The sequence below is a fragment of the Cryobacterium algoritolerans genome (assembly GCF_004402785.1).
Classification (GTDB): Bacteria; Actinomycetota; Actinomycetes; order Actinomycetales; family Microbacteriaceae; genus Cryobacterium; species Cryobacterium algoritolerans.
The window spans coordinates 1-12682 of sequence record NZ_SOFP01000056.1; the positions used below are offsets into that span (position 1 = coordinate 1).

Annotated in this window: 13 protein-coding genes; 6 read left to right on the forward strand and 7 right to left on the reverse strand. The window is 69.9% G+C overall.

Annotated features, from left to right (window positions below):
- Window positions 1-511: 511 nt before the first annotated feature.
- Together E3O19_RS12445 and dapA are read right to left on the reverse strand one after the other, a co-directional pair.
- Window positions 512-2188, reverse strand: coding sequence for a ribonuclease J (locus E3O19_RS12445; RefSeq protein WP_134568057.1), 1677 nt, complete (start codon window positions 2186-2188; stop codon window positions 512-514).
- Between the two features lie 28 nt (window positions 2189-2216).
- Window positions 2217-3194, reverse strand: coding sequence for a 4-hydroxy-tetrahydrodipicolinate synthase (dapA, locus tag E3O19_RS12450; protein WP_134568059.1), 978 nt, complete (start codon window positions 3192-3194; stop codon window positions 2217-2219).
- A gap of 119 nt (window positions 3195-3313) precedes the next feature.
- Here dapA and E3O19_RS12455 point away from each other — a divergent pair, with 119 nt between their 5' ends.
- The 4 genes from E3O19_RS12455 (at window position 3314) to E3O19_RS12470 (ending at window position 5697) form a co-directional block, all read left to right on the forward strand.
- A complete protein-coding gene (locus tag E3O19_RS12455) occupies window positions 3314-3763 on the forward strand; it encodes a TlpA family protein disulfide reductase (protein WP_134568061.1) in 450 nt (149 codons plus the stop codon).
- The gene (locus E3O19_RS12460) at window positions 3744-4280 is read left to right on the forward strand and encodes a DUF4395 domain-containing protein (protein WP_134568063.1); all 537 of its coding nucleotides are present in this window, start codon (window positions 3744-3746) and stop codon (window positions 4278-4280) included. Before E3O19_RS12455 ends, E3O19_RS12460 begins: the two co-directional genes overlap by 20 nt.
- An 85-nt stretch (window positions 4281-4365) precedes the next feature.
- On the forward strand, window positions 4366-4791 hold the full coding sequence (locus E3O19_RS12465; protein WP_134568065.1) for an OsmC family peroxiredoxin: 426 nt from the start codon (window positions 4366-4368) through the stop codon (window positions 4789-4791).
- Between the two features lie 15 nt (window positions 4792-4806).
- Window positions 4807-5697: a TIGR01777 family oxidoreductase gene (locus tag E3O19_RS12470; RefSeq protein WP_134568066.1), complete on the forward strand. Its 891-nt coding sequence runs from the start codon at window positions 4807-4809 to the stop codon at window positions 5695-5697.
- Between the two features lie 27 nt (window positions 5698-5724).
- On the opposite strand, the gene E3O19_RS12475 is transcribed toward E3O19_RS12470, so the two are convergent.
- Both E3O19_RS12475 and dapB read right to left on the reverse strand, forming a co-directional pair.
- Window positions 5725-6186: a tetratricopeptide repeat protein gene (locus E3O19_RS12475; RefSeq protein ID WP_134568068.1), complete on the reverse strand. Its 462-nt coding sequence runs from the start codon at window positions 6184-6186 to the stop codon at window positions 5725-5727.
- Window positions 6183-7040: a 4-hydroxy-tetrahydrodipicolinate reductase gene (gene dapB, locus E3O19_RS12480; protein WP_134568070.1), complete on the reverse strand. Its 858-nt coding sequence runs from the start codon at window positions 7038-7040 to the stop codon at window positions 6183-6185. The genes E3O19_RS12475 and dapB overlap by 4 nt, the downstream gene beginning before the upstream one ends.
- Before the next feature lie 63 nt (window positions 7041-7103).
- Between dapB and E3O19_RS12485 the strand changes: the two genes are divergently transcribed.
- Complete coding sequence (locus E3O19_RS12485) at window positions 7104-7610, forward strand: GNAT family N-acetyltransferase (protein ID WP_134568072.1); 507 nt, start codon at window positions 7104-7106, stop codon at window positions 7608-7610.
- Between the two features lie 25 nt (window positions 7611-7635).
- Here E3O19_RS12485 and E3O19_RS12490 read toward each other — a convergent pair whose 3' ends face one another.
- The 3 genes from E3O19_RS12490 to E3O19_RS12500 all read right to left on the reverse strand — a co-directional run bounded on the left by E3O19_RS12490 (window position 7636) and on the right by E3O19_RS12500 (window position 10839).
- Complete coding sequence (locus tag E3O19_RS12490) at window positions 7636-8238, reverse strand: histidine phosphatase family protein (protein ID WP_134568074.1); 603 nt, start codon at window positions 8236-8238, stop codon at window positions 7636-7638.
- A 93-nt stretch (window positions 8239-8331) separates the two neighbouring features.
- On the reverse strand, window positions 8332-9687 hold the full coding sequence (locus E3O19_RS12495; protein ID WP_134568076.1) for a M16 family metallopeptidase: 1356 nt from the start codon (window positions 9685-9687) through the stop codon (window positions 8332-8334).
- A 93-nt stretch (window positions 9688-9780) separates the two neighbouring features.
- Window positions 9781-10839, reverse strand: a complete 1059-nt coding sequence (locus E3O19_RS12500; RefSeq protein WP_134568078.1) for an aldo/keto reductase — start codon at window positions 10837-10839, stop codon at window positions 9781-9783.
- A 205-nt stretch (window positions 10840-11044) separates the two neighbouring features.
- Here E3O19_RS12500 and E3O19_RS12505 point away from each other — a divergent pair, with 205 nt between their 5' ends.
- Window positions 11045-12664 (forward strand): peptide chain release factor 3, encoded by a 1620-nt coding sequence (locus E3O19_RS12505; RefSeq protein ID WP_134568080.1) that lies wholly within the window; start codon window positions 11045-11047, stop codon window positions 12662-12664.
- Window positions 12665-12682 lie beyond the last annotated feature (18 nt).

The following is a 12682-nucleotide window of genomic DNA, read 5'->3' on the forward strand; positions in this document are numbered from 1 at the left end:
GCACCACAGGTTGCTGCACAACCAACACTGGGAAATCACCCGCGACAACACCGGCTACTGGCTGACACCACCCCCGAACATCGACCCCCACCAACACCGCATCCCCCTACCGGCCACAGCCCCATTGCCCGTGCACCCGCCCGCCCGGCCCTGAGCCGGGACGCCCGGCCCGGCGCCACCCGCTGGCCGGGCATGCTCGTGGAAGTCTCCTCAGAAAGCGGATGCCTTCGCCGCTCACCCGGGCGCGACGCGCCCCCGCAGCTCGACAGGCTCGACCACCGGTAACTCGACCACCGGTAACTCGACCACCGGCGCCGCTCGACCACCGGCGCGGCAGGGCGGCAGGGCCGTCGGTCAATACCGGATCGNGGCAGGGCGGCAGGGCCGTCGGTCAATACCGGATCGCGTCGATCGCCGTGACCCGCACGGCGACAGGGGCGGACAGGAGGCCGGCGGAGGCCACTCTCACGAACGCGTTGCGTCACCGGGGTGACGCGACGCGCGCCGGGCGCTACGCCTCGATCACCAGGGGAACGATCATCGGGCGGCGGCGGAAGGCCACGTTGACCCAGCGGCCGACCGTGCGTCGAACGATTTGCTGGAGGGCGTGCGTGTCACGCACCCCGTTCTGCGCGGCCTCGGCCAGGGCGGCCTCAATCTTGGGCCGAACGGCGTCGAAGACGGAATCGTCCTCCGCGAATCCCTTGGCGTGGATCTCCGGACCGACGATGACCTTGCCGGTGGAGGCGTCGACCACGATGATGATCGAGATGAACCCCTCCTCGGCGAGGGTGCGGCGGTCCTTGAGATCGGCGTCGGTGATCTCGCCGACGCTGGACCCGTCGACGTAGACGTAGCCCAGGTCGAGCTGGCCGACCTTCCGCACCACGCCGGCGCGGAGATCGAGCACGGTGCCGTCCTCGGCGAGGATCACGTTCGCATCCGGCACCCCGGTCTCGACCGCGAGCTTGGCGTTGGCGACGAGGTGGCGGTACTCGCCGTGCACGGGCAGCACGTTTTTCGGCTTGAGGATGTTGTAGCAGTAGGTCAATTCGCCGGCGGCGGCGTGCCCGGAGACGTGCACCTTGGCGTTGCCCTTGTGTACGACGGTGGCGCCGAGCTTGGTCAGTCCGTCGATGATCCGGTAGACCGCGTTCTCGTTGCCGGGGATCAGGCTGGAGGCGAGGATGACGGTGTCGCCGAGGCCGACCTCGACCTGGTGGTCCATGTTCACCATCCGGCTGAGCACGGCCATCGGCTCTCCCTGTGAACCGGTGGACATGTAGACGATCTTGTCGTCGGGGATGCTGCCGGCCTTCTTGAAATCGACCAGCACCCCCTCCGGCACCCGCAGGTAGCCGAGCTCGGCGGCGATGGTCATGTTTCGCACCATCGACCGGCCGAGCAGCGCCACCCGGCGGTCGTTCGCGTACGCGGCGTCGAGCACCTGCTGCACCCGGTGTACGTGGCTGGAGAAGCTGGCGACGATCACCCGGCGCGGGGCGCGGGCTATGACGTCCTCGAGCACCGGCCCGATCAGGCGCTCAGACGGGGTGAAACCGGGGACATCCGCGTTCGTCGAGTCGACCAGGAAGAGGTCGACGCCCTCGGTGCCGAGCCGGGCGAATTCCCGCAGGTCGGTCAGCCGGTGGTCGAGCGGGAGCTGGTCCATCTTGAAGTCACCCGTGTGCAGGACGGTGCCGGCGACGGTTTTGATCGCCACGGCCAGTGCGTCGGGGATCGAGTGGTTGACGGCGACGAACTCGAGGTTGAACGGGCCGAGGCGTTCCTTCTGGCCCTCCTTGACCTGCAAGGTGTACGGAGTGATCCGGTGTTCCTTGAGCTTCGCCTCGATGAACGCGAGGGTGAGCCCTGACCCGATCAGCGGGATGTCCTGGCGCAGTTTGAGCAGGTAGGGCACGGCGCCGATGTGGTCCTCGTGCCCATGGGTGAGGACGACCCCGAGGATGTCATCGAGGCGGTCCCTGATCGGGCTGAAGTCGGGCAGGATGAGGTCGACGCCAGGCTGGTGCTCCTCGGGGAAGAGCACCCCGCAGTCGACGATGAGGATCTTGCCGTCGATCTCGAACGAGGTCATGTTGCGGCCGATCTCGCCGAGACCCCCGATCGGGATGACCCGCATCGTGCCCGGTTCGAGTGGGGCCGGGTCGTAGACGTCGATGGGCATGGGCCCTCCTAGGGGGTCGGTGGCGTGATTAGCGTGTTGTTCCAGCGATTTTAGGCAGCGCGCCGCCGGCGGCGGCGTTGCGGTCCGGGCGGAAGTTGGAGAAGTCGACGCCGGGGATGTTCTTGACGAGGTCGATCTCGTCCTCGATCTGCGCGGCCTCGAAGTCCTCCGGGCCGACCAGGGGTAGCCGCACCCGCGGGCTGCCGATCCGGCCGAGGCCGTGCAGGATGTACTTCACCGCGACGGTGCCGGGTACGTGGGTCATGCAGGCCCGCACGAGCGGTTCGAGCTGACGGTGCGCGGCCGTGGCCGTCTTCAGGTCGCCGGCGTTGACGGCATCCACCATCTGCCGGTACGGCGTGGCCGCGATGTTCGCGGTGACGCCGATCAGGCCGGTCGCACCGATGGACAGGTGCGGCAGCACGTTGGGGTCGTCACCCGAGAAGTAGAGAAGATCGGTCTGGTTGAGCACCCGGCTGACCTGGGCCAGGTCCCCCTTGGCGTCCTTGACGGCGAGGATGTTCGGGTGCTTCGCCGCGCGCAGGATGGTCTCGTAGTTGATCGGGACGCCCGTGCGACCGGGGATGTCGTAGAGAATCACCGGCAGGTCGGTGGCGTCGGCGATCATCCGGAAGTGGGTGAGGATGCCCGACTGGGTGGGCTTGTTGTAATACGGGGTGACGATCATGTTGCCGTCGGCGCCGGCCTTCTCGCTCTGGCGGGCCAGCTGCATGGCGTGCGCGGTCTCGTTGGACCCTCCACCGGTGATGATCTTCGCGCGGCCGGCCGCGACGTCCTTGCCAACCTCGACCAGCCTGATCTTCTCCGGGTCCGTCAGAGTGGACGTCTCCCCGGTTGTGCCGGTGACGACGATGCCGTCGGCGCCGGCGGTGATCACGTCGTCGATGTGTTTCGCCACTCCCACCCAGTCGACTTCGCCGTCGGCGGTGAAGGGAGTGACCAGGGCAACGAGGACCTGGCCGAAGGGGTTATAGGACGTAGACACGACTTACAGGCTATCGGTCACCGCGCCGGATCGCACGCGGCGACCGCCGCGGCCGGGCATCCGCCGTAACCTGTCGTCACACTCCCCCGGCGAGGTCGGGGCGCCCGTACCGTTGTGGCATGGACCCGATTCTCGCCCTCGGCAGTGTGCTGGCGCTCGTGGCCGGCGCGAGCGGCCTCGGACTGGCCTGGCGTGCCCGGCAGGGCCGCTTCACCGACGTGGCGGAGGCGCCCGCACTGACCCCGGCGGATGTCGCCAGCACCGTGTCCTTCGGCGCGGAGGCGACCCTGGTGCAGTTCTCGACTGAGCACTGCTCCCGTTGCCCGGGGACCCGGAGGATGCTCGCCGGCGTCGCGAGGTCCCGGACCGGCGTCGTGCACGTCGAGGTGGACCTCACCCACCGGGCCGACCTGGCCCGCCGGTTCCAGGTGTCGCAGACCCCGACCACGCTCGTTCTCGACCGGACCGGTCGGGTGCAGGCCCGGGTCGGCGGCGCGCCGCACAAGGCCGGGATCATCGCCCACCTCGACGACCTTCCAGGGAGCCAACATGTCGACGTCGCCCTTTGAACGAAGCCCGACCGCACCCGGCTCGACCGGATCAGCCAGCGGGGAATCGCGCGCGCGTCGGCCGAACCTCGACCCGCGCGGCCCGCGCTTCGGCGCCGGAATCACGGCCGTGCTGCTGCTCGTTGTGGTGTTCCTCTCTCTCACCGGGGCGTCCGCCGCCGCGCTCGCCCTGCTGGCAGGTCTCGCCGCCCTGTTCGCGTGGGGGGCATTCGCGGGCGCCGGCCGCCACCCGTGGGGCCTGCTGTTCAAACGTTTCGTGCGGCCCCGGCTGGCACCGCCGCTCGAATTGGAGAACCCGGCTCCGCCGACCTTCGCCCAGGGCGTTGGCCTGCTGGTCACCCTTGGCGGCGTGATCCTCGGCCTGGCCGGCCTGGCGCCCTTCGTTGGCATCGCGGCCTCGGCCGCGTTCGTCGCGGCGTTCCTCAACGCGGTGTTCGACTATTGCCTCGGCTGCCAGCTGTTCCTGCTGCTGGTTCGGGCAGGCCTGCTCGGGCGCAGTCCGCGTTCCGCCCTGTAGCGCCCTCCCTGCCAATTCCCAGACTGGGTCGACCTGCTCTCGAGGGCGCATGGCTAGGCTGGAGGTCCACTCAGGAGGTAACACCATGGCATTGACCAGCGAAGCAACCACCGTCTGGACCGGCGATCTGAAGTCCGGCCAGGGCACCGTATCCCTAGACTCATCGCACGCCGCCGAATTCCCGGTGACCTGGCAGGCCCGCTCGGTGGGCAGCCCGAACACGACCAACCCGGAGGAACTCCTCGGTGCCGCGCACGCCGCCTGCTTCTCGATGGCCCTCGCCAAAGAGCTCAGCGACGCCGGGCACACCCCGAAAAGCATCCAGACCACCGCGGCCGTCACCTTCGAGGCCGGGGTCGGCGTCGTCGGCAGCCACCTCCTCGTCAGCGCCAGCGTGCCGGGCCTGAGCGAAGTGGAATTCGAGGCCTTCGCCGCAGACGCCAAGATCAATTGCCCGATCTCCAAGGCGCTGGCCGGCATCCCGATCACCATTGAAGCCGAGCTGGCCTAGCCGGGCCGGGCGTTGATGCGAGTTCTAGTCTCCGGGGCCTCCGGCCTGATCGGCACCGAGCTCTGCCGCCAGCTCGGCGCGGCGGGCCACACGGTTGCGCGCCTGGTGCGCCGTGACCCGCGGTCACCCAACGAGTTCCGGTGGAACCCGGCCGCGCTGACCCTGGACGAGGCCGCGCTCGGGCAGGTGGATGCGGTGATCAACCTCTCCGGAGCGTCGCTCGCCCGCCTGCCGTGGACCCCAGGGTATCGCCGCCAGATCCTCGAGTCGAGGGTGCAGGCCACCCGCACGCTGACCGACGCCATGAGGCGAAGCGTCCGCCCGCCCGCAGTGCTGCTCAATGCCTCCGCGGTCGGCATCTACGGCGACCGCCCGGGCGAGGTACTCACCGAGGAGTCGGTGCCGGGCACCGGCTTCCTGGCCGGCGTCGTCGCCGCCTGGGAGTCCGAGGCCATGCTCGCCCCCGAGCAGACCAGGGTCGTGACCTTACGCACCGGGCTGGTCATCGCACGGGGCGGCGCGCTGCGTCCGCTGCTGCCGTTGGTGCGCCTCGGCGTGGCCGGTCCGCTCGGCCGCGGAACGGCCCACTGGCCGTGGATCAGCCTGCGCGACGAGGCCGCCGCGATCGTACACCTGCTCGATTCGACCCTGTCCGGCCCGGTAAACCTGGTCGGCCCGACCCCTGCCAGCTCGAACGACGTGATCAAAGCGGTCGCCAGGGCGCTGCACCGCCCGTTCAAGATCCCGGTGCCGGAGCTGGTGCTGACCCTGGCCCTGCAGGACGCCGCGCGTGCGTTGCTACTGGCCGACCAGCAGGTCGATTCGACGCTGCTTCAGAGGGACGGGTTCATCTTCTCCCAGCGCACCGCGTCCGAAGCCGTCGACTGGATGCTCGCCCAGCCTTGAGCCGAACCCGTCCGATCGCAGCGGCCGCTACCGGGGCGGTGCGACCGCCGTGGCGGAGCGTTCAAGGGCGATGGCGGTGCGGATGGCGCCGCGGGCCCGGCGACGGTCTCCCGACGCGTCGTAGGCCAGTCCCAGGCGGAACCAGGCCCGCCACTCGCCGGGGGCGGCATCCACCTCGGCCTTGAAACGTGGGAATTCAGCATCGGCGGCGTCCCGGAGCGGTCGTCCGCTCGGACGCGTCGGCAGGTCCTCGACGGGAAGCCCGCCCTCGCTTGCGAGCCGGCGCACCAGCCGCTCGGAGCTTCGGCCGAACCGGAGTTCCAGTACGAGCGCCCAGACCCCGATCAGCGGCAGGACGATGAGCGCCACTCCGATCAGGATGCCAACCGGGTCGCCGCTCAGCACGAACAGCACCGCGCGCCAGCCGACGAGGACCAGGTAGAACGCCAGGAGCAGGGTCATCGGGACAACGGCCAGGCGGCCCTTCATGCGCCGGCCCCTGACTCATCGGGCGCGGAGTCGTCGGGCGCGGAGTCGTCGGGGCCGGAGCGTGCCGGCGCGGAGTCGTCCGGTCCCGGTTCGGCCGGAGCATCCGGCCGGGCCGGCTCCCCGAGGCCGAGGTCGACGACCTGGTCGAGTCCGACCGTCACACCGCGGGCCGAGACGGCGGCGGCGAGGGCGAGCAGGATGCCGCGCTCGTAGGCCGACGCGGACAGGGTGTTGTGGCTGATCGTGAGGGTCTCCCCCGTGCCGCCGAAGATGACGTCCTGGCGGGCCAGCAGCCCCTCGAGCCGAAGGCTGTGCACGGGGACGCTGGAGACCTGCTGACCGCGGGCGCGCTGGTCGACGTGCGGCGCGGAGACCGGGCCGAGGCCGGCCCTGGCCCGCCCGATCAGCTCAGCCGTGCGCACCGCGGTGCCCGACGGCGAGTCGACCTTGCCGGCCTGGTGCGCCTCGACGATCTCGATCGAGTCGAAGAACCGGCCGACCATGGCCGCGAGCGCCGTGCCGATGACCGAGCCGATGGAGAAGTTGGGGATGATGACAACGCCGGTGTCGTCGCGCCCGGCGATGCGGCGGGCGAGCGAGTCGATCCGTTCCTGCGACCAGCCGGAGGTGCCGACGAGCACTCGGAGCCCGTTATCGACGGCGAAGTCGACGATGCCCTCGCTGGCCCGGGGCACGGTCAGGTCGATCACCACGTCGGCGCCGAGCATCTCGGCCAGGTCGCTGGCGGAGCTCAGCCCGGCGACGAGCTCATAGCCGTCCGTTTTCTCGATCAGTGCGGCGACGAGGCGGCCCATCGTTCCTGTTACGCCGACGATGGCCACCCGTGTTGTCATGGTTCCAATCTACCAAGGGCGGCGGGCCCTTGCCGCAGCGCAGGCGCGAAGTAGCCTTGACCCATGTCCGATCCTCGTGCCCCGGCCTTCAGCGACGTGTCCGTGACGGATGCCGGCTCGATCGTGTTGCTCACCCAGTACTTCAGCGACCGCGAGTCGACGTTCCCGACCGACCAGGGTGCCTACCGCACGACGTTTCCCACGCCGGACCAGTTCCTGCACCCACACGGGGTGTTCCTACTCGTCAGCGATCAGACCGGCGAACGGGAGCGGGCGTTCGTCGGCTGCGGCGGCATCCGCCGGATCGAGAATTCGCCGGCTGGGCGGGTGCGCTACGAGGTCAAGCACCTCTGGCTGCAGCCGCAGGTGCGGGGCCGCGGCTGGGGCCGGGCCCTGCTCGCCGAGCTGGAACGGCGGGCGCGGGGCTTCGGTGCCGACGAGCTCGTGCTCGACACGAACGCAAGCCTGACGGCCGCAGGGGTGCTCTACTCGCGCGTCGGGTACGAGGACTGCGCCCCCTACAACGACAACCCGAACGCGACCAACTGGTACTGCAAGCTCCTCGCCTGAGGCCGCAGACTCCGGTCGCGCTCCGCTAGAACAGGAGCGGGTCGGGCAGGCCGGTGCGGAGCTCCACCGGCAGGTGCCCGGTGTCGTTGTGGGTGACCATGGTCCACGGCCTGCCCGGTTTCTGGTGCAGCACGGTGAGGCCGCAGTTGGCCTGGTTGATGCTGATCCAGCGCCAGTCGGGTGCACCGAGCACCTCTCGCACGAACCAGGCGATGACGAAGTTGTGCGTGATCAGCAGATCATGGTGATCACCGCGCCGGGGCTGCAGGAACTCGGTGACGGCGTCCTCCATCTGGGCGCGCCCGGCCTCGATCTCCGCCTCGGTGACCGCGCCGAAGAAGGGCGCGTATGCCGTCGGGGTCTCCGGCGCCATGCCGGACGGGATGCAGTCGAAGAGCAGCGCCGACGGCTCAGGGGTCAGCGCCGGAAGGCGCTGGGCGATAATCTTCGCCGTCTCCGCCGCCCGCTGGAGCGGGGAATGGAACGCGGCCGTGAACGGCACGCCGCCGAGGCGCTCTGCGATCAGTTGGGCCTGGCGCTTGCCGCGTGCGGACAGCGGCCCGTCCGGCAGGCCGTGCTCGGCATCCTGCTGTTCACCGTGGCGCACGAGGTAGATGTAGTGGGGCAAGTTCTTCTCTTTCGATTCACTGCGACCGGGCAAGGGAATCAGGCTGCCGGAGTCGGTTGCCGGCGTCTGCGCCGGGGTCGGTTGGCGGGAAAGTCAGGAGCAGATCGTGTCAGGCAGGATGGCTGCGAAGGCGTCGGGCTGCAGTGCACCAACGGCCGCGATCGACATCGGGCCGGCGGCCAGGCCGGCGGCCAGCGCCTGCACGTCCGCGGCGGTGACCAGCGCGAGGCGGCGGAGGGCCTCATCGAGGTCGACGAACTCGCCGAGGGTGATCTCGGAGCGGCCCAGCCGGGACATCCGGGTGTCTGAGTCCTCGAGGGCGAGGGCGGATGCCCCGGAGAGCTGGCCCGACGCCCGCTTCATCTCGTCGGCGGTGACGCCGTGCTCGGCGAGTCGGTGCAACTCGCTGAGCATGAGCTCGGCAACCTGGCCGGTCTTCGCCGGAGTGCAGCCGGCGTACATACCGAACAGCCCGGCGTCGGAGTACCCGGGGGCGAAGGAATAGACCGAGTAGGCCAGGCCGCGCCTTTCCCGCATCTCCTGGAACAGGCGGGAGGACATGCCTCCGCCGAAGATGGAGTTGAGCACGCTCATGGTGACGCGACGGTCGTCGGTGGCGAGGAGACCCGGGAACCCCATCAGCAGGTTGGCCTGCTCCAACGGCCGCGGCACGATCGTGAGCCGGGCACCCGGGCTGATGGTCGCAGGGCTGCCGGAGCGGCGGCCGACCGGGGCCGCGTATTCGCTGAGATCCCAGCCGGCCATCGTCAGGGCGCGGGTGACGCCGGCGACGAGCACGTCGTGATCGACCGCGCCGGCCACCGTGACGACGAGATCCTGGGGGCGGTAGTTGGCCCGGTAGTGATCCTGCACGGCGGCGTGGGTGGCGGCCCGGATCGTGTCGGGGCTGCCGCCGATCGGCCGGCCGAGCGGATGCTCGCCCATCACGGCCTCGAAGAAACGTTCATTCGCCACGTCGGACGGGTCGTCGTCGGCCATGGCGAGTTCCTCGAGGATGACGCCGCGTTCGTTCTCGAATTCGACCGGGTCGAGCAGCGACGAGGTGAGCATGTCGGTGAGCACCTCGACCGCCATCGGCAGGTCACGGTCCTGCACCTTGGCGTAATAGCAGGTGTACTCCTTCGCGGTCATTGCGTTGTGTTCGCCGCCGACGGAGTCGAAGGCGATCGCGATGTCCAGCGCCGTGCGCTTCGCCGTGCCCTTGAACAGGAGGTGCTCGAGGAAATGAGTCGACCCGAAGTGGCCGGGCTCCTCGTCGCGGGAGCCGACGGCGACCCAGTAGCCGATGGTCAGGCTGCGGCTGCCGGGCACGTGCTCGCTGACGATGCGCACCCCGCTCGGCAGCACGCTGCGACGCACGAGGGACTCACCGGCCGCTCGGAAGGAGAGTTCGGCCAGGTCCAGGGGAAACTCAACGGCACCGTTCATATCTCCCCCACCCTACGTCACCGCACCGCACCGGCCCGGCCGGGGCCCGACTCGCGCCCGCGGGCGACCCGTTCCCCGCGACCGCGGGCCTCGCTACGCGGACACCCGGTCCAGGTCCACCATGTCGCCCCGGGTGAGACGGATGCCGGCGGCGACGACGAGCGCCTCCACCTGGTCGGGGTGGCTGGCACTGGCCACCGGGGCGACGACCTGGTCGCGGGCGAGGAGCCAGGCGATCGCGATGGTCGCCGGGGCCACGGCGTGTTCCTCGGCGATGCGGTCGACGGCCGCAAGCATCCGCAGGCCGGTGCGGGTGACGTACTTGGCGGCGCGGGCGGCGCGGGTCGTCTTCTGCAGGTCGGCCTTCGACCGGTAGCGGCCGGCCAGGAAGCCGTGCGCGAGCGCGAAGTATGGCAGCACCGACATGCCCTGCGCCCTGGTGACCAGGGCCAGCGAGGACTCGAACGGCGTGCGGTGCAGCAGGCTGTACTGGGTCTGCAGCGCCACGAACCGGGGCAGGCCGTTGGCGGCGAGCACCCGGGCCTCCATCAGCCGTTCGGCGGAGAAGTTCGACGCGGCGAGGTAGCGCACCTGGCCGCTGCGAATGAGCACGTCGACGGCGCCGAGGCTCTCCTCCAGGGGCACGGTCGGGTCGTCGAAGTGGAAGTGCAACAGGTCGATGTAGTCGGTGCCGAGCCGGTCGAGCGAGGCCTGCACCGCGCCGATGATGCTGCGCGGCGACAGTCCGGGGTTGTCCCGGTTCTTGCCGATCTTGGTGGCGATCACGGTGCCGTCGCGTGCGCCGCGGGAGCGCAGCCAATTCCCGACGATCACCTCGCTGCGCCCTGAGGTGTAACTGTCGGCGGTGTCGAGGAAGTTGCCGCCGAGGTCTCGGTGCCGGTCGAGCACGCGGGCGCTGGTCTCCCCGTCTGCCGTCCAGCCGAACACGCTCGTGCCGAGCGCGAGAGGGTGAACGGTCAGGTCGGTGTCGGTTATCGTGCGGCGCAGGGTGCGAGGGGTCGGCAGCGACTGGACGGAGCCGGGCACGAGGATGGGGAGCGAGATGGCGGGCGGCCCCTGGAGGGTTCCCGGCCCGGTGGGCGGAACGCCTGCGGTCCGCGTGCCGTGTCCGTGCATGGGCGGTCGGGGCATCCGTCACTCCCTCCGTTCAGTGCGACAATAACCCCCGCGGGCGCAGAGGCAAAGGACACGCCCCAACCGTTACCAAACCGTGTGGTCCGGAGTGCGAAACGCCCCTGCTCGCGGGTCAAGTTAGAGTTGGAGGGGAACGATTTTGACCCGGCCGCCGCAGAGGCGTCGCTTCCGCCTGCCTGAATCGCCCGTGAAAGAAGGATCCATGACGCAGCCCATCGGCCTGTCCACCCCCGAGGTACTGACCGAGGCTCGACGCCGCCGCACGTTCGCCGTGATTTCCCACCCTGACGCGGGAAAGTCAACGCTCACCGAGGCGCTGCTGCTTCATGCGCGTGCCATCACGACCGCCGGGGCCACCCACGGCAAGGCCGGGCGCCGCGGCACGGTATCCGACTGGATGGCGATGGAGCAGGCTCGCGGTATCTCGGTGACCAGCGCCGCGATCCAGTTCGAGTATCGCGACGCCGTGATCAACCTCGTCGACACCCCCGGCCACGCCGACTTCTCCGAGGATACCTTCCGCGTGCTGTCGGCCGTCGACGCCGCCGTCATGCTCGTGGACGCGAGCAAGGGCCTCGAGGTGCAGACCATGAAGCTCTTCGAGGTCTGCCGTCAGCGCAACCTCCCCGTGATCACCGTCATCAACAAGTGGGACCGTCCCGGCGCCGAAGCGCTCGATCTGATGGACGAGATCCGCCGGCGCACCGGCCTCATCCCCACTCCCCTGACCTGGCCGGTCGGGATCGCCGGGGACTTCCGCGGCGTGATCGAGCGTTCGAGCCACGAATTCGTGCGGTTCACCCGCACGGCCGGCGGTGCGAAGGCCGCCGCCTTCGAACGGGTGGGCGCGGCCGTCGCCGCCGCGGACGAAGGCGACGCCTGGCTGACCGCGACGGAGGAGTCGGAGCTTCTCACCGAGGAGGACCAGGACCATGACGAGGCCAGGTTCCTGGCCAACGAGACAACACCGGTGCTCTTCGCCGCCGCGGTGCTCAACTTCGGGGTGCAGCACATCCTCGACACCCTCGTCGACTTCGCGCCGGCCGCCGAGGCCAGGGAGGACGCCGCCGGTGGCCACCGGCCGGTCGGCGGCGCGTTCTCCGGCTTCGTCTTCAAGGTGCAGTCCGGCATGAATGCCTCCCACCGGGACCACGTCGCGTTCGTTCGGGTCTGCTCTGGCCAGTTCCGCCGCGGAATGATCGTCACCCACGCAGCCAGCGGCCGGCCGTTCGCCACGAAGTACGCGCAGCACCTGTTCGGCCGCGAACGCGAGGTGGCCGACGAGGCCTGGCCCGGCGACATCGTCGGCCTGGTCAACGCCTCCGCCCTGCGGGTGGGCGACTCGATCTTCGAGGGTGACCCGGTGGAGTTCCCGCCGCTGCCGATGTTCGCCCCGGAGCACTTCCGGGTGGTGCGGTCGGCCGACACCAGCAAGCACAAGCAGTTCCGTCGCGGGATCGACCAGCTCGACCACGAGGGGGTCATCCAGGTGATGCGCTCCGAACTGCGCGGCGACCAGGCACCCGTTCTCGGCGCGGTCGGCCCGATGCAGTTCGAGGTCGTCGAGGAACGGATGACCCACGACTTCGGCGCGGCCATCCGTTCGGAGGCCCTGCCGTACCAGATTGCCAGGCGCACCGACCGGGAGAGCGCCGAGATCCTCGGCCACGACCGACAGGTCGAAGTGCTGATGCGTTCGGACGGTACCCTGCTGGCGCTGTTCAGCACGATCTGGCGGCTGCGCAACACGGTGCGCGACCACCCCGAGCTGCTGCTGGAAGACCTCGCCACCGGCAGCCCGGAGGTTGCCGCCGCGCACTGACCCGGCGGTCACCCGCGG